At 41.6% G+C, this 21,627-nt stretch carries 19 protein-coding genes, 2 tRNA genes and 1 riboswitch; of the genes, 8 read left to right on the top strand and 13 right to left on the bottom strand.

All coding sequences use genetic code 11. The features are described 5' to 3' along the window. Window position 1: 1 nt before the first annotated feature. Window positions 2-394 (top strand): HIT family protein, encoded by a 393-nt coding sequence (locus WKF66_RS18775; RefSeq protein WP_489676025.1) that lies wholly within the window; start codon window positions 2-4, stop codon window positions 392-394. Window positions 395-406: 12 nt separating this feature from the next. On the opposite strand, the gene WKF66_RS18770 is transcribed toward WKF66_RS18775, so the two are convergent. Genes WKF66_RS18770 through rsgA form a run of 3 tightly spaced genes read right to left on the bottom strand, consistent with a single transcriptional unit; the run spans window position 407 to window position 2,128 of the window. Then, window positions 407-733 carry a nucleotide pyrophosphohydrolase gene (locus WKF66_RS18770; RefSeq protein ID WP_489676024.1) on the bottom strand — a complete coding sequence of 109 codons (327 nt, stop codon included), beginning with the start codon at window positions 731-733 and terminating at the stop codon, window positions 407-409. A gap of 5 nt (window positions 734-738) precedes the next feature. Further along, window positions 739-1,191 carry a D-aminoacyl-tRNA deacylase gene (dtd, locus tag WKF66_RS18765; RefSeq protein ID WP_489676023.1) on the bottom strand — a complete coding sequence of 151 codons (453 nt, stop codon included), beginning with the start codon at window positions 1,189-1,191 and terminating at the stop codon, window positions 739-741. Window positions 1,192-1,207: 16 nt separating this feature from the next. Beyond that, entirely contained in the window at window positions 1,208-2,128 is a 921-nt protein-coding gene (rsgA, locus tag WKF66_RS18760) for a ribosome small subunit-dependent GTPase A (protein WP_489676022.1), read from the bottom strand. Between the two features lie 263 nt (window positions 2,129-2,391). Between rsgA and thrA the strand changes: the two genes are divergently transcribed. Genes thrA through thrC form a run of 3 tightly spaced genes read left to right on the top strand, consistent with a single transcriptional unit; the run spans window position 2,392 to window position 7,095 of the window. Next, window positions 2,392-4,839 carry a bifunctional aspartate kinase/homoserine dehydrogenase I gene (gene thrA / locus WKF66_RS18755; protein ID WP_489676021.1) on the top strand — a complete coding sequence of 816 codons (2,448 nt, stop codon included), beginning with the start codon at window positions 2,392-2,394 and terminating at the stop codon, window positions 4,837-4,839. Between the two features lies 1 nt (window position 4,840). After that, entirely contained in the window at window positions 4,841-5,776 is a 936-nt protein-coding gene (locus WKF66_RS18750; protein WP_489676020.1) for a homoserine kinase, read from the top strand. Between the two features lie 14 nt (window positions 5,777-5,790). After that, entirely contained in the window at window positions 5,791-7,095 is a 1,305-nt protein-coding gene (thrC, locus tag WKF66_RS18745; protein ID WP_489676019.1) for a threonine synthase, read from the top strand. Here the strand turns inward: thrC and WKF66_RS18740 are convergent. The 6 genes from WKF66_RS18740 to murQ form a co-directional block, all read right to left on the bottom strand. Further along, complete coding sequence (locus WKF66_RS18740; RefSeq protein WP_489676018.1) at window positions 7,070-7,519, bottom strand: META domain-containing protein; 450 nt, start codon at window positions 7,517-7,519, stop codon at window positions 7,070-7,072. The two genes, thrC and WKF66_RS18740, sit on opposite strands and share 26 nt — an antisense overlap. Window positions 7,520-7,570: 51 nt before the next feature. Next, complete coding sequence (locus WKF66_RS18735; RefSeq protein ID WP_489676017.1) at window positions 7,571-8,527, bottom strand: methylenetetrahydrofolate reductase; 957 nt, start codon at window positions 8,525-8,527, stop codon at window positions 7,571-7,573. A gap of 52 nt (window positions 8,528-8,579) precedes the next feature. Next, the gene (gene metH, locus WKF66_RS18730) at window positions 8,580-12,239 is read right to left on the bottom strand and encodes a methionine synthase (RefSeq protein ID WP_489676016.1); all 3,660 of its coding nucleotides are present in this window, start codon (window positions 12,237-12,239) and stop codon (window positions 8,580-8,582) included. A gap of 140 nt (window positions 12,240-12,379) precedes the next feature. Beyond that, window positions 12,380-12,487, bottom strand: a riboswitch (SAM riboswitch). A 147-nt stretch (window positions 12,488-12,634) separates the two neighbouring features. Next, the gene (locus WKF66_RS18725) at window positions 12,635-13,387 is read right to left on the bottom strand and encodes a Bax inhibitor-1/YccA family protein (protein WP_489676015.1); all 753 of its coding nucleotides are present in this window, start codon (window positions 13,385-13,387) and stop codon (window positions 12,635-12,637) included. 48 nt (window positions 13,388-13,435) lie between these two features. Further along, window positions 13,436-14,005 (bottom strand): hypothetical protein, encoded by a 570-nt coding sequence (locus WKF66_RS18720; RefSeq protein WP_489676014.1) that lies wholly within the window; start codon window positions 14,003-14,005, stop codon window positions 13,436-13,438. 4 nt (window positions 14,006-14,009) lie between these two features. Next, complete coding sequence (gene murQ, locus WKF66_RS18715; protein WP_489676013.1) at window positions 14,010-14,822, bottom strand: N-acetylmuramic acid 6-phosphate etherase; 813 nt, start codon at window positions 14,820-14,822, stop codon at window positions 14,010-14,012. Window positions 14,823-15,063: 241 nt separating this feature from the next. Between murQ and WKF66_RS18710 the strand changes: the two genes are divergently transcribed. After that, a complete protein-coding gene (locus WKF66_RS18710; RefSeq protein WP_489676012.1) occupies window positions 15,064-16,638 on the top strand; it encodes a S41 family peptidase in 1,575 nt (524 codons plus the stop codon). 350 nt (window positions 16,639-16,988) lie between these two features. Here WKF66_RS18710 and der read toward each other — a convergent pair whose 3' ends face one another. Together der and era are read right to left on the bottom strand one after the other, a co-directional pair. Then, complete coding sequence (gene der / locus WKF66_RS18705; protein WP_489676011.1) at window positions 16,989-18,290, bottom strand: ribosome biogenesis GTPase Der; 1,302 nt, start codon at window positions 18,288-18,290, stop codon at window positions 16,989-16,991. Window positions 18,291-18,337: 47 nt separating this feature from the next. Further along, window positions 18,338-19,216, bottom strand: a complete 879-nt coding sequence (gene era, locus WKF66_RS18700) for a GTPase Era (RefSeq protein WP_489676010.1) — start codon at window positions 19,214-19,216, stop codon at window positions 18,338-18,340. Window positions 19,217-19,325: 109 nt separating this feature from the next. Between era and WKF66_RS18695 the strand changes: the two genes are divergently transcribed. From WKF66_RS18695 to WKF66_RS18685, 3 genes are all read left to right on the top strand, one after another. Next, a tRNA-Met gene (locus tag WKF66_RS18695) sits at window positions 19,326-19,398 on the top strand. A 46-nt stretch (window positions 19,399-19,444) separates the two neighbouring features. Continuing rightward, window positions 19,445-19,516: transfer RNA gene (locus WKF66_RS18690), tRNA-Glu, on the top strand. 457 nt (window positions 19,517-19,973) lie between these two features. Beyond that, entirely contained in the window at window positions 19,974-20,144 is a 171-nt protein-coding gene (locus tag WKF66_RS18685; protein WP_489676009.1) for a quinol oxidase subunit 4, read from the top strand. Between the two features lie 85 nt (window positions 20,145-20,229). On the opposite strand, the gene WKF66_RS18680 is transcribed toward WKF66_RS18685, so the two are convergent. Both WKF66_RS18680 and WKF66_RS18675 read right to left on the bottom strand, forming a co-directional pair. Continuing rightward, the gene (locus WKF66_RS18680) at window positions 20,230-20,742 is read right to left on the bottom strand and encodes a hypothetical protein (RefSeq protein WP_489676008.1); all 513 of its coding nucleotides are present in this window, start codon (window positions 20,740-20,742) and stop codon (window positions 20,230-20,232) included. A 40-nt stretch (window positions 20,743-20,782) separates the two neighbouring features. Further along, complete coding sequence (locus WKF66_RS18675) at window positions 20,783-21,580, bottom strand: DUF4382 domain-containing protein (protein ID WP_489676007.1); 798 nt, start codon at window positions 21,578-21,580, stop codon at window positions 20,783-20,785. Between the last annotated feature and the right edge of the window lie 47 nt (window positions 21,581-21,627).

Below are 21,627 nucleotides of genomic sequence, written 5' to 3'. Positions count from 1 at the left end.
TATGTCTACCATTTTTTCAAAGATCGTTAACGGAGAAATTTCTGCTCATGTTGTAGCAGAAACAACTGAATTTCTTGCCTTCCTGGATGTTAATCCTCTGGTGATGGGGCATGTATTGGTGATTCCTAAGAAAGAAATAGATTATATCTTCGACATGGACGAAGAGAGTTATTTTGGGCTTACCCTATTCGCAAAGATTGTTGCAAAGGGGCTTAAAGATTCTTTTCCTTGTAAAAAGGTTGGCATCGCCGTGATCGGTCTGGAGGTCCCCCATGTACATATTCACCTGATTCCTATGAATAACGTGAATGATATGAATTTCAGCAGACCAAAGCTTTCTCCAACTTCAGAGGAACTTGCAGACGCTGCTTCAAAAATAAAGGCAGCGCTTTAGGCTGCTCAGCACTTATTTTAGTTTAGGATTGTTTTTGTGTCGATCTGCATCCCGGATGTTTTTCTTTTCCAGATTTTTCTCCAAAGCACTGGTCAGGTCTATGCCTGTCTGATTGGCCAGGCAGATCAATACAAATAAGACATCCGCCATTTCATCACCAAGATCTACGGCTTCATCGCTTTTCTTAAATGACTGCTCGCCGTACGTTCTGGACATGATCCTGGCTACTTCACCAACTTCTTCCATCAAAATTGCTGTGTTTGTTAGCTCGTTAAAATAACGAACACCTGTAGTATTGATCCATTGGTCTACAGTTTCCTGAGCTTCTTTAATAGTCATGATGATTATTCTTTATTTTTTGTATCAATGATGATAGTGACAGGTCCATCGTTTAACAATGACACCTTCATATCAGCACCGAAGATCCCAGTCTGTACCTTCTTTCCCAACAGAGAAGACAGTCGTTCAATCATTGATTCGTACAGTGGTATCGCCTGCTCCGGCCTTGCGGCTCTGGTAAAACCGGGCCTGTTGCCTTTCTTTGTAGCAGCATACAGGGTAAATTGGCTGATCAATAAAATCTCACCATCTATATCTGCTAGTGCTTTGTTCATCAGGTCATTCTCATCAGAAAAAATGCGGATGCCATGTATTTTGCCTGCAAGCCATTCCAGATCTTCTAAATTATCTGCGTCTTCAATACCGAGAAGTACCAGTAAACCCAGGCCGATAATTCCGGTAACTTCGCCTTCAACAACGCAACTTGCTTGTGTAACTCTTTGTATAACTGCGCGCATCTATATCCTTTAATAATTACGCCCTTGTTTCGTTACCATGGAAAATGCTCAGATAGCTTTCATAGCGGCTAATGTCAATATCTCCATCTTCCACAGCTTTTATAACCGCACAACCTGGCTCATTAACATGCCTGCAGTTGTTAAACCTGCATTCGTTCATCAATGCACGCATTTCTCTAAAATAATGCCCTAGTTCTTCAGGTCTGATGTCAAACACTCCAAGCTCACGAATGCCTGGCGTATCTATCAGATAACCTCCAAAAGGAAGGGTATGCATCTCCGCAAAGGTTGTGGTATGCTGTCCTTTATCAGTGGCCTCAGAAACGTCGCCTGTTTTGATGCTCCTACCGGGAAGTAAAGCGTTTATCAAGCTAGACTTACCAACGCCGGAGTGCCCTGAAAACAAGGTAGTTTTATCTTTCAAAAGCGATTCAATCAACGGGATGTTCGTTCCTTCTATTGCAGAAACCGAATAGCAGGGGTAGGCCAGTTGCTCATAGATGGCTTTATATTCATCTAAAATAGTGAGTCCTTCTTTATGGAAAAGATCCAATTTATTGAAAATCAGAACGGCGGGAATGCTATAGGCTTCAGCAGTCGCTAAAAAACGGTCAATAAAACCTAAGGAAGTTCTTGGTGAAGCCAGGGTAACAACTAGAAAAGCCTGATCCATATTGGCCGCAATGATCTGCGCCTGCTTAGACAAATTGATTGACTTCCTGATAATGTAATTTTTCCTTTCATGAAGTTTGAAGATCACTCCGTTTTCAGAATTGGGCTCCATTTCAAATTCTACCAAGTCGCCAACCGCAATCGGATTTGTAGTCTGGATGCCCTGAATCCTGAACTTCCCTTTAATCCTGCAATCATAATTGTTGCCATCTGTACCCTGTACATTATACCAGCTTCCGGTCGATTTAATAACTAATCCTTGCATATAATAGGTAAAGGTAAGAATTCAGCCACTGAATTAAATATTTAAATAATCATTTGCTTATTAGAGAAATATAACTTTACTTTACGTCACAACACAGTTAGTGTAATAAATACAATGTATAACAACAGCTCAATTATTACCATTATTAGCACCACCGGGATTACTTGGAGGAAGGCAAACTAATGGGGTAACTGAATAAGATAAATAACCATAAGAAACGCCTTCCTCTAAACAGGGAAGGCGTTTTTTTATAACTCAATATTATGAACATATTAAAATTTGGAGGTACATCAGTTGGTTCACCAGAAAGCATAAGCGCTTTGATCAGCCTGTTAAAACCAAATGCTCAATCAGAAAATCCAGTAGTCGTATTGTCTGCAATGAGTGGTGTCACCAATGCGCTTCTAGAAATGGCCGAAAACGCTAGAAACCTGCAAGAATACAGCGCCGCTCTTAAGGAAGTAGAAGAAAAACACTTCAAAGTTATCCGGACGTTGCTGCCGGCAAATGCACAAAACCCTGTGCTAACCAAGCTTAAGATTTTTTTTAACGAACTGGAAGATATTCTTCAATCGGTCCATAATCTTCGAGAATTAAGTCCTCAAACTAAAGACCTGATTTTGAGTTACGGCGAGCGTTGCTCTACCGCAATGATAAGTCATATCGCGAAGCAACAGTTCCCGGAATCACTATATGTAGATGGGTCAGAGCTGATAAAAACAGATAACAACTTTGGACAAGCGAAGGTTAACACCAATCTCTCAGAGATGCTGATTCAGGACTTCTATACTACTAACGCTGGTAAATTGTTATTCGTAACTGGCTTTATTTCCAGCAATGATGAAGGACGCGTCACAACTTTAGGTCGTGGCGGAAGCGATTATACTGCTGCCATTTGGGGTGCTGCTTTAAATGCAGAGGAGATACAAATATGGACAGACGTTGACGGCATGCTTACTGCGGATCCAAGAATTGTTAATAAGGCATTTTCACTTCCAGAACTTAGTTATACCGAGGCTATGGAGTTGTCATATTTCGGTGCAAAAGTCATCTATCCGCCAACAATGATCCCGGCCTTTTTGAAAAGGATCCCGATAGTGATCAAAAACACATTCAATATCGACTTTCCAGGTACGTATATCAAACATGGCGTCAGCCCGTCGAGCCTGCCAATAAAAGGGATCTCTTCCATTGATGAGATCAGCGTTTTAAACCTGTCGGGAAGTGGTATGGTAGGTAAAGCTGGATTCAGTGGCCGCTTATTCTCCCTTCTTTCCAGAGAGCAGATCAATGTCGTATTGATTACACAATCGTCTTCAGAGCATAGCATTACCTTCGCAGTTAAGCCCGCAGATTCCCTGAAAGCGCTTAGCCTGATCAATAAAGAGTTTGAACTGGAACTGCAAGCTAAAAAGCTGGAGTATCCTGAAGTAGAGAACGGACTTTCCGTGCTGGCGATTGTAGGTGAGAATATGAAACGGACGCCCGGCATGGCTGGCAAGCTGTTCAACGCTTTAGGACGTAATGGAGTCAATGTGCGTGCTATTGCGCAGGGATCTTCCGAGTATAACATCTCCGTAATTATATCCAAAGCAGACCTGTCGAAAGCCGTCAATGCAGTTCATGATGCCTTCTATGCTGATCTCAAAAAAACCTTGCATGTCTTTTGCCTGGGAACAGGAAACATCGGTAAAACGTTGTTCAAGCAGCTGGAAAACCAAATGCCTTTCCTTGCCGATAATAACGATCTGCAGGTAAAAGTTATGGGTATCAGTAACACGAGAAAGATGCTCCTTAAGCCAGGTGGAATCGATCTTAATAATTGGGAGCAAGAGCTAAATGAGCAGGATACAGTAGCTAGTTTACCGGAATTTATTAAAAAAATGCGGGCGATGAACTTGCCCAATTGTGTATTCGTGGACAATACCGCAAGTCAGAATCCAGTCGATTTCTACCTGGATATCCTGCAGTCGAGCATTTCAGTCGTTACCTGCAATAAGATCGGTAATTCTGCGGAGTATGAACAATACGCAGCCTTTAAACAAGCTGCCAGAACATATGGCGTTGACTTCTTCTATGAAACAAACGTTGGAGCCGGACTCCCAATTATACGTACACTTAGAGATTTGATGCTGAGTGGTGACAAGATTTCAAGAATCGAGGCCATCTTGTCGGGAACTATATCTTATATCTTCAATAATTATAAGGAAGGGGTGCTTTTTCACGAGATCGTAAAAGAAGCACAAGATAAAGGATACACGGAGCCGGATCCAAGGGACGACTTAAACGGGAAAGATTTTATGCGCAAAATGCTGATACTTGCCCGTGATGCAGGCTATCCACTCGAAGAAAAAGACATTGAACTGCAAAATATGTTGCCGCCTTCCTGCATGTCTGCTGATACTGTTGCAGACTTTTATAAAGAACTTGAGAACAATACAGATTACTTCGAGAACTTAAAGAATACCGCAGCGGCAGACAATAAAGTATTGCGCTACATAGGTAAAATGGAAGATGGCAAAGTATCCATCACACTTCAGATGGTAGACGAGAACCATCCGTTCTTTACGCTTTCCGGAAGTGATAATATTATTTCATTCACAACAAACAGATATAAAGACAGACCGTTAGTGGTAAAAGGGCCAGGTGCAGGAGCGGAAGTGACTGCGGCAGGTGTGTTTGCCGACATCATTAACGTAGGAAAAAGATAATATGAAAGACTCAATTAAAGTTTTTGCTCCTGCAACCGTTGCTAATGTGGTGTGTGGATATGATGTTTTAGGTTTTGCTGTTAATGCCCCAGGGGATGAAGTGGTGATGCGCATTACAGATGGCAAAGGCATCAATATCTCGAAAATCACTGGCGATGAGGGGAAACTCCCTTTAAACCCTGAAAAGAATACCGTTAGTGCAAGCGTTCAACATTATCTTAACCATATTGGTAGACCTGATTTTGGGCTTGACATTGAGCTTCACAAGAAGATGCCGATTGGGAGTGGATTAGGTTCCAGCTCTGCAAGTACTGTTGCTGGTTTGTTCGCTGTTAACTCCTTGTTCGATAACCTCCTAACGAACAAAGAACTCGTTCCTTTTGCAATGAAAGGCGAGGAGCTTGCCTGCGGGTATGGACATGCCGATAATGTAGCCCCCGCGTTAATGGGAGGATTCGTTTTAATCCGAAGCTATGAGCCTCTCGATATTATCAGTCTTCCCTTTCCAGAAGATATGCATGCTGCAATTGTTTATCCAGAGGTGGATGTACCTACAAAAGACGCCCGACAAATGATCCGTTCAAAGGTGTTACTTAAAGATGCGGTTACCCAATGGGGAAATGTAGCAGGTTTGGTAAGTGGGCTATTCATGAAAGATTATGACCTGATTGGACGTAGTATGACGGACGTGCTGGTTGAACCTACTCGCGCCATTCTTATTCCTGATTTTTATGTATTGAGACAACTGGCACTTAGCGCAGGAGCGGTTGGATTCGGTATTTCCGGTTCCGGCCCCTCCGTATTTGCATTAACAAAAGATGCAGAGACAGCTAACAGAATAACAGAAAAACTACAGCATCATCTGAAAGGTTTAGCAATTAATAGCCTCTCCTTTGTTTCTGAAGTAAACAAAAAAGGACCCGTAATATTGGATTAATAAGACCATACACCATGAAATTATACAGCACCAACAACCATGATCTTGAGGTAGACTTTGCTACGGCAGTTTTCCATAGCATGCCCCAGGACAAAGGTTTATACATGCCTTCTTATATCCCCCAGTTGGATACCGAGTTTATTGCTAATATCGATAAGTTCAGCCTCTCCCAAATCGCGTTTAAAGTTGCTTCTGTACTGTTGAAAGAATCAATCCCGGCAGAAGACTTACAAAGTATTATAGATGATGCCATAAATTTTGATGCCCCCGTAGTGGAATTAGATGAGCAAACCTATGTTTTAGAATTGTTTCACGGACCATCCTTGGCTTTTAAAGACTTTGGAGCGCGTTTCATGAGTAGGGTCATGGCTTATTTCTTAAAGGAAAATGAGAAGATGCTCGACGTGCTCGTTGCTACCTCCGGTGATACCGGCGGTGCTGTGGCATTAGGATTCCTTGGCGTCCCGAATACACGCGTTACGATCTTATATCCAAAAGGAAAAGTGAGTGAGATACAAGAGCTGCAATTGTGTAGTAATGGAGAAAATATTAATGCCATAGAGATTGATGGAACGTTCGATGATTGTCAGGCCCTGGTTAAGCAGGCATTTGCAGACGTAGATCTAAATGAAAGGCTTAGGTTAACTTCTGCTAACTCTATCAATATATCCAGATTAATCCCTCAGACCTTCTATTATTTTCATGCGTATGCACAGCTAAAAAGACAAGGTAAAGACCGGGTGATCTTCGCCGTCCCATCGGGGAACTTTGGTAACATTGCGGCGGGTTTGCTTGCTTATAAGATGGGTTTGCCTGTTGAGCAATTCATTGCGGCAACAAACATAAATGATACCGTTCCAAGATTTCTGGAAACAGGGTTTTATGAAACCAGGCCTTCTATACAAACCCATGCCAATGCTATGGATGTAGGTGCCCCAAGCAATTGGGTTCGGATTATGGACCTTTTTGAAAATGATGCTACAGCGCTTAAGCGGTTGGTTACCAGTTATCGCTTCACAGACGAAGAGACTTTGAAAGGGATGACTGAGCTCTATGAAAAATACAGCTATATCGCTTGCCCGCATACTGCGATAGCCTATTTGGCCTTGAAACAATATGGAGCTGATCAGGAATATGGTAAGGCAGGAGTATTTCTATCGACGGCTCATTCTTGCAAATTCCCTGATGTTTTTCCGCCTGAGTTGAAAGCGCAGATAGTTAACCCGGATCAAGTAGCGGCCCTATATTCCAGAGAAAAGAAAGCTACAAAGATGGCTGTCAGTTACGAAGACTTTAAGGCATTTCTGCATTCTTTTTAATGAAACGCATAATAACGATATCACCCATCATAAAATAAAGGGTGGTATCGTTGCTAACAGAATAAGTATTTACTTTCTGTAGAACCTGTATAAAAGTTGCTTCCCCTTCACCTGGGCATGCCATCTTAGTCATAGTAAGCGGCTCATTGAAACTGATGGTACTGTCATCTGCAACCAGCGTCCCAGAAAAGGAATTACAACTGGTATTGCCACTGAATTTCTTTTCCCGGGTGTTGAATTCAATAATAGGTTTTTTAGCAGGGTATAACCCATTAAGTGCGATCCTCGGACCTGAGATGTGATTCATTTCCCAAACGCCTGTTAATTGTGATAATCCCTCGCTACCTATAGTGCCTGACTTCATCGTTGTACAAGCAGCTACTGAGGCGGTAATTAGGGCTGTAAGAATTAATATTCGTTTCATAGCTCAACTATTCTGGGGAAGTGTAAGATACAAAGAGTATTCCAAAAAATGCTAGAATACCCCTTGGACTATCTTTTTTGTAGGCTCAGGATTACCCATAGTATAGAAATGTAATACTGGGGCACCCATCGCTTTTAGTTCTTTACATTGATGGATCATCCAGTCAATACCAACGGCTTTCACGTCTTTTTCATTGCTGCAAGCCTGTACCGCTTCACTCAATGCCAGGGGAATATCCAGGTGGAACACTTTTGGCAAACTTACCAGTTGTTTACTGTTAGTAATTGGCTTAAGCCCTGGAATAATGGGAACATTAATTCCATTAGCGCGACATTTTTCTACAAATTCCCTGTATTTGGTGTTGTCAAAAAACATCTGGGTAACAATGAATTCAGCACCCATATCTACCTTCATTTTTAAGTATCTGAAGTCTGTATCTAAATTCGGGGACTCAAAGTGTTTTTCGGGATACCCAGCTACGCCGATGCAGAAATCTGTTCTTTCTGAGGTGCCCATATCGTCATGCAGGTATCTGCCTTTGTTCATGTCCACTACCTGACCCAATAAGTCAGACGCAAAGGCATGTCCATCTGGCGTAGGAATAAAAGCGCTGTCACTTTTTCTGGCGTCGCCTCTTAAAACCAATACATTGTCAATACCGAGGAACTGCATATCAATCAATGCATTCTCTGTTTCATCCTTGGTAAAGCCGCCGCAAATAAGGTGTGGAACCGCATCTACCTTATATTTATTCATGATAGCGGCGCAGGTAGCCACCGTACTTGGACGCTTACGGTAAGCTACTTTCTCCAACAAACCATTGGCATGTTGCTTATAGATATAATCTTCCCGCAGGTAAGTAACATCAAGAAATGGAGGGTTGAACTCCATCAATGGATCTATCGCATCAAAAATCCCCTTGATGCTTTGTCCTTTGATTGGTGGAAGTAATTCAAAAGAGAATAGTGTTTTACCGTTTGCGTTATTTATATGATCAATGATCTTCATTGCTGGCGTGTTATAAAGCTTATTTAAATCTGGTTATCGGCGATGTTGGTGTTTAGTAAGCAAGATTTGGACTTAACCATCTTTCTACCTCGTCAATTGATAGGTCCTTTCTCAGGGCGTAATCTTCAATCTGGTCCTTGGTTATTTTGCCCAGACCAAAGTACCTTGACTCAGGATGCGAGAAATAAAATCCACTTACCGCTGCGGTAGGATGCATTGCATAGCTTTCTGTAAGGTGCAATCTGATCTTTTGTTCCGCATCCAGCAAGTTGAATAAGGTGCCTTTTTCAGTGTGCTCCGGACAAGCTGGATATCCTGGTGCTGGTCGTATACCTGCGTACTCTTCCTTAATTAAATCTTCATTGCTTAAATGCTCGTCTTTTGCATAGCCCCAGTATTCTGTACGCACCAACTCGTGCATTCTTTCTGCAAATGCTTCTGCAAGTCTATCTGCAAGCGCTTTTGCCATGATGCTGTTGTAATCGTCATAATTCGCCTCGAATTCTGCGACCAGCTCATCACATCCTATGCCAGTGGTTAAAGCAAAGCCGCCAAAATAGTCAGGCACTCCGCTCGCTTTATCAGCGATGAAATCAGACAGGGCGTAGTATGGATTACCATCTGTTTTTTCTGCCTGCTGACGTAAAGTATGGATCACTACCTCTTTACCCTCCACATCCAATACAATGTCATCACCAACTGCTTGCGCCGGCCAAAAGCCTATCACTGCCTTAGCCGTCAATAATTTTTCGTCAACGATGCGATTTAACAATTGCTTAGCATCTTCAAAAAGCTTGCGCGCTTCATCACCTACCACTTTGTCCTCTAAAATGCGAGGGTAGCTTCCACGAAGTTCCCAGGTTTGAAAGAACGGTGTCCAGTCTATATAAGGGACCAGTTCATCCAATGGATAATTTTCGAATACCTTTGTGCCGGTAAAAGTAGGAGCAGGCACAACGAGGTTTGTATCTATCTTGAAGCGGTTTTCTCTTGCTTCCTGAATCGTTTTATATCGTTTGTCGGACCGTTTGTTCAAATGCGCTTCACGCGCCTTATCATATTCGGCTCTGATACCTGAGATGTAGTCGTCACGGGTTTCTTTATTCATAAGCGTACTACAAACCGTTACACTTCTTGAAGCGTCCAGCACATGTATAGCCGGACCAGAATAGTTCGGTGCAACCTTTACAGCCGCATGGATCCTTGATGTTGTGGCGCCGCCAATGATCAGGGGAATAGTAAAGCCTTCACGTTCCATTTCCTTGGCGAAATGCACCATCTCATCTAAGGAAGGAGTGATCAGGCCACTTAGGCCGATAATATCAGCTTTGACCTCTTTAGCTTTCTTAATGATATCCTGTGCAGGTACCATTACACCCATATCTATGATTTCGAAGTTGTTACAAGCCAGTACAACGCCTACAATGTTCTTTCCGATATCGTGAACATCTCCTTTTACAGTAGCCATTAATACTCTTCCTGCGGATGAATTCTGATCCTGATCTGGATTATCCAGCTTTTCCTGTTCAATGAAAGGGAGCAGGTATGCTACCGCCTTTTTCATTACCCGCGCAGATTTTACAACCTGCGGAAGGAACATTTTCCCGGCACCAAACAGATCACCTACGATGTTCATGCCATCCATCAGTGGACCTTCAATTACATGAATCGGTCTTGGGTATTGCTGTCTGGCTTCTTCCACATCAGCATCAAGATATTCAATGATTCCTTTAACCAGCGCATGAGACAGTCTGGATTCTACCGGTTCTTTACGCCATTCTTCATTTCTAACTATCTCTTTACCTTTCGACTTAATCGTGTCGGCAAACTCAACCAGCCTTTCGGTGGCATCATCCCTGCGGTTAAGTAAAACATCTTCCACCAGTACTAATAGTTCAGGTGGGATCTCCTGATAAACTTCGAGCATACCGGCATTTACAATTCCCATGTCTAGACCTGCCTTGATGGCATGGTATAAAAATGCGGAATGCATGGCTTCTCGTACCGTATTGTTCCCTCTAAAGGAGAAGGAGATGTTGGATACTCCTCCACTTACTTTTGCATGGGGTAAATTTTCTTTGATCCAGCGCGTAGAATTAATAAAATCTACAGCATAGTTGTTATGCTCTTCAAGTCCTGTTGCAACTGTTAAAATGTTAGGATCAAAAATAATGTCCTGTGCAGGAAAGCCAACTTCGTTAACCAATATATCGTAAGATCTTTTACAGATCTCTTTTCTTCTTTCAAAACTATCTGCTTGTCCGCGTTCATCAAAAGCCATTACCACTACGGCTGCTCCGTAGGTCATGATCTTAGCGGCGCTTTCTATAAACTTCTCTTCACCTTCTTTAAGGGAGATGGAGTTCACAATCCCTTTGCCTTGTAAACATTTCAAACCCGCTTCGATGACCGTCCATTTAGAGGAATCGACCATAATGGGTAATTTAGAAATATCGGGTTCGGAGGCGATCAGGTTCAGAAACTTCGTCATTGCGGCTTCTGAATCGATCATGCCTTCATCCATATTCACGTCGATCACCTGGGCACCGCCTTCAACTTGCTGCCTTGCTACAGTTAACGCCGCTTCAAAATCACCACTTAAGATCAACTTTGAGAACTTAGGTGAACCTGTGATGTTGGTACGCTCGCCAATATTAACGAAGATACTTTCAGGCGTTAGTGCTACTGGCTCCAATCCACTTAAACGTAGGAAACTTGGGATCTCAGGGATCTTTCTAGGTTCCACACCTTTGGCTTTCTCGGCAATACAACCAATATGATCCGGCGTGGTACCACAGCATCCACCAACAATATTAACAAAGCCATGCTGAATAAAATCTTCTACCAGATGGGCTGTTTCATGAGGCATTTCGTCATAAGCGCCAAACTCGTTGGGAAGACCAGCATTGGGGTATGCAGAGACATAACATCCTGCTTTTGCAGAAAGCTCCTCAATGTGAGGCCTCATGTCTTTTGCACCTAAAGCACAGTTAAAACCGATGCTTAATGGTTTTGCGTGGATGACTGAATTTAGAAAGGCTTCTACAGTTTGCCCGGATAATGTCCTTCCGGAAGCATCGGTAATGGTGCCAGAAATCATGATCTCTATTTTGCGACCAATAACCTCTTCATATTTTTTTATTGCATAAATCGCTGCTTTAGCGTTTAGCGTATCGAAAATTGTTTCAATCAGAAGAACATCAGATCCACCGTCGATCAAGCCTCTGATCTGCTCATAATAGGCGTCAACAAGTCCGTCAAACGTCAACGCTCTAAAGCCTGGATCGTTTACATCGGGTGAAATTGATAATGTTCTATTAGTCGGACCAACAGCCCCGGCAACAAAGCACTTGCGGTCCGGGTTGATTGCCATGAATTCATTCACCGCTTCTTTCGCAATCTTTGCACCTTCGAAACTCATTTCGTAGTCGAGCTCTTCCATCTGGTAATCTGCCAGGGAAATTCGCTGCGTGCTAAACGTGTTGGTCTCGATAATATCTGTGCCGGCCTTTAAATATTCGGTATGAATAGCTTTAATAATATCGGGCCTGGTAATATTAAGCAAGTCATTATTTCCTTTCACATCACATGGATGATCTTTGAACCGCTCGCCTCTGAAATCTTCTTCTGTTAGAATATAACGTTGGATCATCGTGCCCATGGCACCATCTATGATCAGGATACGTTTTTCTAATTCTTCTCTAATGTCCATTTAAATAGTACTATATGAGCAGACAGTAAGCTAAAATTGATAGAGGCGGGTAGCCTAAACAAGTGCCGAACTTATTGCTTGCAAAGCTTTAGGGAAAGTTATGGAGTCCAGCTATTTACAGGAGCTGTATGCTTTTAACTAACTTATCTTTCAGGGCGAAACTGCCGCCCCAGTAGAATTTAGCACCTTGTAAGCACAGGTTGCTAAGACTTCGTTGGGTCTAATCCCTCCGTCTTTCTCTATAAGCATTGCAAAAATGCAATAAAGAAAAGTTAATTCCAAAAAATCAGTAATTATCATTAAAAGTTCTGCATAGCAGGCAATACATGCCTGGCTTTATGGTGCATAAAAAAGCCCGCGGATGAACGCAGGCTTTAGCTATAAATTCATCTGTATTATCTCCTGCCGCCAAATATTCTAAGCAAGAATAAGAAGATGTTTAAGAAGTCAAGGTACAATGATAAAGCACCCATGATCGCCAATTTCTTCGTATCGGCATCTTCGATCTGCGCCCCACCTTCCTCGATTCCTTCACCAATTCTTTTCAGTTTTTGAACATCATATGCGGTTAAAGCTGTAAAAATAGCAATACCAATAAAAGCCATAATTAAACTGAAGTTTTCACTTTGGATAAACATGTTCGCTATACTAGCGATAAATAAACCAGCCACTCCAACCATCAAAATAGGTCCGAACTTAGTTAAATCTACATTCGTAGTATAACCAAGGAATGCCATTATTCCAAAAATCCCTGCAGCTCCAGCAAAACAGCTGATTACTGAACCCGAAGTATAAGCCAATAGAATAAAGCTTAAACTAAGTCCCGTTAATACGGAATAGGCAGTAAATGTTACCAATAAGGCTCCATAAGATAACCTGCTTAAACCTGCGCTCATCAATAGTACTAAGCCTATTGGCGCAAACATAGCAACATACCCCAGTACTGTTGGTTTTAGTGTTTCAGGATTTCTTAGAATCGAAAACAATTCCTCATTACTCGCCATAACATAAGCGGAGATTGTAGAAAGGCCTAACGCGATAAACATCCATAAAAAGACGTTTGCAAAGAATTTTTTGGCAACTACTCCTGTTTGGTCCTTAACATAAGCAGTCTTGTGTGCCCACTCGTAATTATTGTCGTTATTCATTGTCTTAAAATTTAAGTTAAAGATACTGATACTTCTCTCTTACAAATCTTATGCCCCTAGTCTTTTTGTCAGGATTTCTTCAACTTTCTTATACAGTTGAAGTGGTTTTAATGTTCTCCATGCCAAATCGTCAAGCTGGCCGCCAAAATTGATGTAATAGTCAATATTGCTGTTTCTAAACTCATTGATCACGTGTTCCTGAAAATTTATTCCGGTGATCCAGCCATCATCCACGTCTTGAAACCACTCCTCGTAGTAGCTGTCCTCCGATGCGTGGAAGTTTAACACATTCTCTCCAATCAGAATGAACTTGTTGATTCCTTCATCAATCATCAATTCGATGATTTCCCGCTTTAAAAGCATAATATCGTTATTAATGGCATCATTCCATTCGCCGATGAACTCTATGATGGCGTAATTCTCGATGTAATCCGTATACAAAACTTTGATGTACATCGTAGTGGATCCGAAATCGTCCCATTGGGGATGGATCAGGAAATTGTATAACTGCTTATCAAAGTAAAATTCCGAATACTGTGTCTCGAAGAACGGTGATCGTTCATCTTCTGCCGCAATGTAATCATCGCGCCAGAGGTAAAAAGGTTCAATCTCATGCATAAAACTACATCGGTTTTTGACTCGCTTCAACAGCCTTGCGAACACTTCCAAAACGGAGTAAAAGTTCCTGAGCATGTTGATGGTCAATCTTCAATTCTTCCATAACCATTTGTGCACCCCGGTCTACTAATTTGTGATTGGTTAACTGCATATCAACCATTTTATTTCCCTTAACCTTGCCTAATTTAATCATCACAGCAGTGCTAAGCATATTTAAAGCAAGCTTTTGTGCAGTCCCTGATTTCATACGGGTTGAGCCGGTTAGAAATTCTGGTCCGACAACAATCTCAATAGGGAAATCGCTTGCTTCTGCAATTGGCCCACCTGCATTACATACAATGCATCCAGTTAGGACGCCATGTTTACGGGCGGTATTCAAGCCCCCAACCACATACGGGGTCGTTCCGGAAGCAGCAAGGCCAACCAGGCAGTCTTTTTCATTAATCTGGTATTCCTGAAGGTCAAGCCAAGCCTGATTTGCATTGTCTTCTGCGTTTTCGACTGCTTTCCTAATTGCAGTATCTCCTCCGGCAATAATACCGACCACCATATCGAAGGGCACTCCAAATGTTGGAGGGCATTCTGACGCATCAACAACGCCAAGGCGGCCACTGGTACCTGCGCCAATGTAAAACAACCTACCACCGTTTGCCATTCGCTCCGTTACTGCTGCGGCAAGCTTCTCTATCTGAGGAATTGCTTTCTCAACAGCCAGCGGCACGGTTTTATCCTCATCATTGATTCCTTTAAGGACTTCCATTATAGACATTTTGTCGATGTCATTGTATTTAGATTCCTGTTCGGTTACTCTTATCATTATGCTTATTCCTAATTGTATTTGTGTAACGGCTGGTGTATAATCTGTGTATGCTTTGCTCCGCTTAAGAAGCTTTACAGCCCAATAGTTTTATAAAACTCGTGTTTTTCTTTTTAAACCGAAAATAATAGTCGGAATCAATTGAAATGATGTTGTAAAATTACTTAAACAAATGAAAATGGTGCGGGTTAAATATAGTAATGACCTGCAATTTCATTAGCTTTGTATGTGTCATCGCACCATGAAGAAGAGTACCAATTCCAACCTTATTATCGCCTTAACCTACGCTGTCACTTTGATCGGTGGAATGTTTATGGGTTATAAGTTTTTGAAGGATCAGGGCTATTCTTTCAGCCGAACCACCCATCTTGCGGATAATAATTCAGATAAAGTAGATGAAATCATTCACATTATTAACAGGAAATATGTGGATGAGATCGATGCCGATTCCCTTAATCATTTGCCGATAGATAGTTTGCTTCACAAACTTGATCCGCACAGTGCTTACCTGCCTCCGCAAGAGGCGTTCGATTTGGCCGAAACACTTGGAGGGAACTTTGCTGGGGTGGGAGTAGAATATTATATTTTAAAAGATACCTTACTTGTTACAAATGTAATTAAAGACAGCCCTGCTTACATAGCTGGGCTGAAACAGGGTGACAAAATCTTGAAAATTGATACATTTTTTGTTAGCGGAAAGTCCTTACCAAGAGCGCAGATGATGGGTAAGATCAAGGGCCCTAAAGGTACATCTGTGACACTTACCATTTTGCACCCAGGAAGTCTGCAGCCCTCAGCGCTTACTATGAAGCGCGATCGCGTTAAGGTGAGTACAATTGATGCATCTTATCTTCTAAATGCGGATATTGGCTTTATACGGATTAGTAAGTTCGGTGCAGATACCGACAAAGATTTTATAGATGCGATCAAGGGCTTAAAATCTCGCGGGATGAAGAAGCTTGTTCTTGATCTTCGGGATAACGGTGGAGGATATCTTACTGCTGCTACCGGATTGGCCAATCAAATTTTAGAGGAGAATAAGTTAATTGTTTATACGGAAGGTAAGCACGAACCACGTACAGATTATATTGCTACAGGTGGCGGTGAGTTCCAGGATGGAAAACTTGTGGTGCTAATTAATGAAAACTCTGCGTCGGCAAGTGAGATCCTGGCTGGGGCGGTACAGGATCTGAACAGGGGAATTATTATCGGTCGCCGCTCTTTTGGTAAAGGGCTCGTGCAGGAGCAGTTTCCCTTTGGTGATGGCTCGGCGTTGAATTTGACGATTGCCCGTTATTACACGCCTTCCGGTCGAAGCATTCAGAAATCTTACAAAAAAGGGTATACCGCCTACCAGAATGAGATTGGCGAACGGTACGTCGATGGCGAGCTAACCGCAGGTCGAAAGCTTTCAAAAGATACGGTGAAGCGGGTTTTGACAGAGGGAGGCATCCAGCCCGACATATATGTTAAAATGGATACTGTCGGTTTCAACAAGTTGTATGCAAGTCTAGGTGCAAAAAAAGTGTTACTTGACTTTGTTTACGATGTGCTTGCCAACAGATATACGCCTTCTTTTATTGAACAGAATCTGAACGTATTCAATATAAACGAAACAGACTACAAGGACTTGTTAAAGTACATTCAGGCAAGAAATATTCCAATTGACATGAAGCAGATGATGGAGGCCAAGCCACTGATCGTGAATGATTTAAAAGTCTTGCTTTGTAAATATCACTTGGGTGCCGCTGGCTATTACAAGGCGCTAAACCTGAGCGACGCTGCCGTTAAGCAAGCGATCACTAGTTTGCAGTAAAGGTACTGCTTACCTGGTTCTCAGGTATTTTAAATGACAAATTTCAGCTTTTTTCAAACTTATTTATTTCAGTATAGGACAATCGTCATTCGGCTAAGGTTGATACCGCCTTGGTACCGCGTTGGTACCGGGTTGGTACCGCCTTGATACCGCTCAAGCAGAATCAAGGGGGTATCAATGCCCTGTCAACAGCGGCGTAACAAATACCGTATGACGAACAAATGCCAGCCATTTATGCTTTCATCGTCCCAATGAAAACCAAGATTGGGCATATAGCCAGCCATTGCCGATCCTTGTGTTTGTCAAAACACAAAGATCCCGCTAAAAAAGAAGTAATTGAAAAAGAAGCCCTACTTCTGTCTGAAGTATATTTGAATCGGCACTCCTGTGAAGTCGAAATGTTCCCTTATTTTATTCTCCACAAATCGCTTATAAGGCTCTTTGATGTATTGTGGAAGGTTACAGAAGAACGCAAACATCGGTGAAGTTGCATTGATTTGCGTGATGTATTTGATTTTAATGAACTTTCCTTTCAAAGCTGGTGGTGGATACTTCTCAATGATTGGTAACATCACATCGTTCAATTTCGAGGTAGGAACTTTTTTGGCTCTATTTTTAAAGACCTCTAAGGCAGTTTCAATGGCTTGAAAAATACGTTGCTTGTTTATCACAGATGTAAAAACAATAGGTACATCAGTGAAAGGTTGAAGCTTGGTGCGGATCTGATCCTCAAAGATCTTCGTCGTCTTGCTATCTTTCTCCACCAAATCCCATTTATTTACCAGGATAACAATCCCTTTTTTGTTTTTCTCCGCAAGGTGAAATATGTTGACGTCCTGCGACTCTAAGCCTTCCATGGCGTCTACCATTAGAATTACTACGTCGGCCTCTTCTAAGGCCTTTATGGTTCGCATAACGGAGTAGAATTCGATATTCTCTTTTACCTTGGTTTTCTTTCTAAGACCAGCAGTGTCAATGAACATAAATTCATGACCGAACTGATTATAGTGGATGTGTATGGAATCTCTGGTTGTACCTGCGATAGGGGTAACAATGTTTCTCTCTTTTCCGATAAGGGCATTAATCAATGAAGATTTGCCAACGTTAGGGCGGCCAACGATCGTGATCTTAGGCAATGCATTCTCCTCTTCGGGAATATCTTGAAAATGAGTGATCACTTCGTCGAGTAAATCTCCTGTTCCTGATCCCGTCATGGAAGATATCGGATAGATTTCACCTAAACCAAAGCCATAAAATATGGAAGCTGCGTTTTGCAGTTGCGTATTGTCGACTTTATTGACGACAGTGAATACAGGTTTTTTACTTCTTCTTAGTAATTGAGCAATCTCGTCATCAAGGTCTGTGATTCCTGTGGTTACATCTACCATAAACAGAAGCACGGTGGCTTCTTCAATAGCAATGATCACTTGTTCACGAATGGCTGCTTCAAAAACGTCTTCTGAATTTGCTACGTAACCACCGGTATCAATAACGGTAAATTGTTTATCAGTCCACTCGGCAGAGCCGTAGTGACGATCACGTGTAACGCCGCTGAAATCATCAACAATAGCTTTGCGACTTTCTGTTAAGCGGTTAAAAAGGGTAGATTTGCCTACGTTTGGTCTTCCGACAATTGCGATAATGTTACTCATGTATGTTGTTGAATTGTATTAGTTCTTAAGGGGTTGCAAAGGTAAGCTTAATTTTCGTACCCGAAACCTTTTAAATAGTTCTTTTTACTACGCCAATCTGGAATCACTTTTACGAATGTTTCGAGAAACACTTTTTGGTCTAAGAACTTCTCAATATCCTTGCGAGCTTCAGTACCTACTTTCTTAAGCATTGCGCCTCCTTTACCGATAAGAATGTTTTTCTGTGAATCACGCTCTACGATTATTTCGGCACTGATCCTTGTTATGTTTTCCTCTTCTTTAAACTCCTTAATCACGACTTCTGTGCTGTATGGAATTTCCTTTTGGTAGTTATTGAAGATTTTTTCTCTTATGATCTCAGAAACAAAGAAGCGTTGTGTACGATCGGTAAGATCTTCTTTGTCATAAAAAGGGGCATGCTCAGGAATATGATCCAATATCATTGTTAGGATGCCATCAAGATTATACTTGTGCAAGGCGGAGATGGCGAAGATATGTTTAGGATTAAGTTTCTCTTGCCAGAATGCCATTTTCTCTTCCACTTGTTCTTGAGTAGCATTATCAATCTTATTGATCAGCACGACCATTGGTATTGTGGTATTGATAATCTTCTCAAGTACATCATTTTCATCGTATTGCTCATTGATGTCCGTAACAAAAAGCAATAAGTCTGCATCGGTTAATGCGCCTTTCACAGAACTCATCATTGAATCTTGCAGTCCGTATCGTGGTTTTATGATGCCTGGAGTGTCCGAAAAAACAATTTGATAGTCTTCTTCATTAACAATTCCAAGAATACGATGACGGGTTGTTTGAGCTTTCGGAGTGATGATAGAAAGCTTTTCGCCCACCAGGGCATTCATGAGGGTTGATTTGCCAACATTAGGCTTACCGATGATACTTATAAATCCTGCTTTATGCGCCATGAAAATATTTTTTAAAATAAATTTGCACCGCAAAGAAACGAATTATATCTTTGCATTCCAATTCGGAACAAGCGTTACTAATAACAACCGGTTTTCAAATTGTATAAAGTGCGGGGTGGAGCAGTTGGTAGCTCGTCGGGCTCATAACCCGAAGGTCATCAGTTCGAGTCTGGTCCCCGCTACCTAACAAGGTTCGTAGTTTCAATTGAAACTAAGGCAATCTTAAATGGCCCGTTCGTCTAGGGGTGAGGACGCCAGATTTTCATTCTGGAAACAGGGGTTCGATTCCCCTACGGGCTACTTTTAGTAGTGTCAAAACTTAAAAAACCCTGCAACCTAATGTTTGCAGGGTTTTTTATTTTACAACAACATCAAAATCAGCAAAAATACCCAAAGAAAAGTGCGTAATTCGATGCGTCACTGACCACAGAAAAATGATGCGCTGGAGGTAGTTTAACTAATTGAAATATAGCTAGTTAGATATAAAGCCTTGAACTTATACCTAGAAGCCATTGAACGAAGATTTGATCTATTCACAATGAATTCGTACATCCTGGTGACCAATTAACCGCCGAAGCGATGGTTAACAAATATTTAGGTATTGCTTTCCAGTCCGATACTCGCCATTGGATGAAATCCCCTTAACGTCGAATAGAATGTTATTTATTGGACCAAACAAGCAGATTGAGGTCAAGGGAAGGTTAAGTAGCTAAGTTTATTATGGCATAGATTTAGTAGCTTATTTCAAAAAAAGATTATGAAGAATTTACAAATCATTGTTCTATTTTCAGTAATAATGATAGCCAGCTCGTGTTACACTGTCAGAACTGCTGGAAACAGCGGAAAAGTGTCCCCTGGACAAGCTAAGAAAGCAAGCGGTTCAAAATCTGCGAAACCGTACGCTCCTGGTCAACAGAAAAAGAATTAGAAAGCTGCTATATGAATTGTTAAAATGCGATAAGGCCTCCGAAAGAGGCCTTATCGCATTGAACCCTTAATGCTTCTCCCGACTTCTATCTTCCTTTACCTTTAGATTTTCCGTTGCCATTTCCTTTTGCTTTCATGTGTACTTTCGATTTGGCAGAAGAGTTCTTGATCACATTTTTCTTAACAGTAGCTTTGGGATGACCCTTTATCACAAAGTATTTAGGGTCATTACTCCTTGAAATCACCAATTGTGAACGGTTAGACTTATACTTTGCATATTTAACCTTCTGCTCATCGAACCGTAAATAAGGCTTAGGCGAATTGATAACTACTTTATACCCATTGTACAAGTTATAGTTGCTATACGCGGCAGGTTTTGCAGAGCTGAAAACCCACTTTCCGTTATTTGAATAGATAAATTCCCTAGTGGGAACGTAGTAATAACTTTCTATGTCCGGTATATAGTAATAATCAACGTGCTCGTAGCCAGTTGGTCCCCACAGTGGCTGTGAACCGATATTTATGTTAATCTGAGCAGATGAGCTCATCGGTATAACGCCCCCCAGGAACAGGATTAGAGAAACAATGATCTTTTTCATAATATTTATTTTAAGTGTATTGATTTAAATGGATAGTTTATTATTTGAGGACGATAGTGCCCAATGCTTTATTTTGACCAAGAGTAACTGAAACATTCGTTATCGTACTATCTCTGTAGCCGGCAATAGGAACAAATTTCACAGAATAAGAACCTCCCGCAAGTCCACCCACTGTGAATTTACCTGTTAAAGGATCAGCAAGTGTACCAACTGTGTCTGTTCCTGCAATAACCAGTACTTCGGGGTGACTCAATAACGGCAGCACAGTCCCTGAGATTAGGCCAGATGTAGCCGCTGTAATTCCCCTAACTACAGGTTTAAGTAAGTATCTCCCATTTCCAGCACTTACTATGGATTTCGCAGCATCAAAATCGAGCAACAACGAGTAGGTTACTCCTGCTTCCAACGAAGGATTTGCAGTTAATTTGACTTTAAAGCCAGATGACTGTCCACTTGGAGTAGTAAGGGCAGATTCTACACCGCCTACCACAATGGTATTACCAGAGTCATTCAATACTAGCCTGATTTCCGTAATGTCACCACTTGGCATTTCACCAGAGGCAACTAAAATATCTGGATTGCTACTGCCAATTCTAAAGTCCAAAATATTGAACTTGGCTGTAGTCGATGCAAACACATAAGGCTTTCCCGCCGAAACCAAGACTATTTCTTTTACACTCAGGTTAATCTTTTCAAAGTTCCCAGGCGCATCGGTCATTCTAATCTGAACTTTAGTGGTTCCAGAAGCACTGCTGTCATTCTCTTTCTTACATCCAGTAAAGGTGCCGATTCCACCAAGTACGGCGGCGATAGCCAGGTAAACAAATTTCTTTTTCATAGTTTTAGATTTAAGTATTGGTTTTATTTATTATTCAAAATTGCAGG

Origin of the sequence: Pedobacter sp., from assembly GCF_037719805.1 — a bacterium.
In the GTDB taxonomy this organism is placed as follows: Bacteria; Bacteroidota; Bacteroidia; order Sphingobacteriales; family Sphingobacteriaceae; genus Pedobacter.
The sequence above is the reverse complement of the archived record's forward strand: the minus strand, read 5'-3'. Positions and strand labels throughout refer to the sequence as shown.

Bases quoted from the DNA above. Each gene is read 5' to 3' on its own strand.
- rsgA (WP_489676022.1), bottom strand. From the start codon at position 2,128: ATGCAAGGATTAGTTATTAAATCGACCGGAAGCTGGTATAATGTACAG.
- WKF66_RS18685 (WP_489676009.1), top strand. From the start codon at position 19,974: ATGAAGAATTTACAAATCATTGTTCTATTTTCAGTAATAATGATAGCC.
- WKF66_RS18710 (WP_489676012.1), top strand. From the start codon at position 15,064: ATGAAGAAGAGTACCAATTCCAACCTTATTATCGCCTTAACCTACGCT.
- WKF66_RS18740 (WP_489676018.1), bottom strand. From the start codon at position 7,519: ATGAAACGAATATTAATTCTTACAGCCCTAATTACCGCCTCAGTAGCT.
- dtd (WP_489676023.1), bottom strand. From the start codon at position 1,191: ATGCGCGCAGTTATACAAAGAGTTACACAAGCAAGTTGCGTTGTTGAA.
- WKF66_RS18725 (WP_489676015.1), bottom strand. From the start codon at position 13,387: ATGAATAACGACAATAATTACGAGTGGGCACACAAGACTGCTTATGTT.
- WKF66_RS18735 (WP_489676017.1), bottom strand. From the start codon at position 8,527: ATGAAGATCATTGATCATATAAATAACGCAAACGGTAAAACACTATTC.
- WKF66_RS18720 (WP_489676014.1), bottom strand. From the start codon at position 14,005: ATGCATGAGATTGAACCTTTTTACCTCTGGCGCGATGATTACATTGCG.
- WKF66_RS18680 (WP_489676008.1), bottom strand. From the start codon at position 20,742: ATGAAAAAGATCATTGTTTCTCTAATCCTGTTCCTGGGGGGCGTTATA.
- WKF66_RS18750 (WP_489676020.1), top strand. From the start codon at position 4,841: ATGAAAGACTCAATTAAAGTTTTTGCTCCTGCAACCGTTGCTAATGTG.
- murQ (WP_489676013.1), bottom strand. From the start codon at position 14,822: ATGATAAGAGTAACCGAACAGGAATCTAAATACAATGACATCGACAAA.
- WKF66_RS18675 (WP_489676007.1), bottom strand. From the start codon at position 21,580: ATGAAAAAGAAATTTGTTTACCTGGCTATCGCCGCCGTACTTGGTGGA.
- metH (WP_489676016.1), bottom strand. From the start codon at position 12,239: ATGGACATTAGAGAAGAATTAGAAAAACGTATCCTGATCATAGATGGT.
- era (WP_489676010.1), bottom strand. From the start codon at position 19,216: ATGGCGCATAAAGCAGGATTTATAAGTATCATCGGTAAGCCTAATGTT.
- thrC (WP_489676019.1), top strand. From the start codon at position 5,791: ATGAAATTATACAGCACCAACAACCATGATCTTGAGGTAGACTTTGCT.
- der (WP_489676011.1), bottom strand. From the start codon at position 18,290: ATGAGTAACATTATCGCAATTGTCGGAAGACCAAACGTAGGCAAATCT.
- WKF66_RS18775 (WP_489676025.1), top strand. From the start codon at position 2: ATGTCTACCATTTTTTCAAAGATCGTTAACGGAGAAATTTCTGCTCAT.
- WKF66_RS18770 (WP_489676024.1), bottom strand. From the start codon at position 733: ATGACTATTAAAGAAGCTCAGGAAACTGTAGACCAATGGATCAATACT.
- thrA (WP_489676021.1), top strand. From the start codon at position 2,392: ATGAACATATTAAAATTTGGAGGTACATCAGTTGGTTCACCAGAAAGC.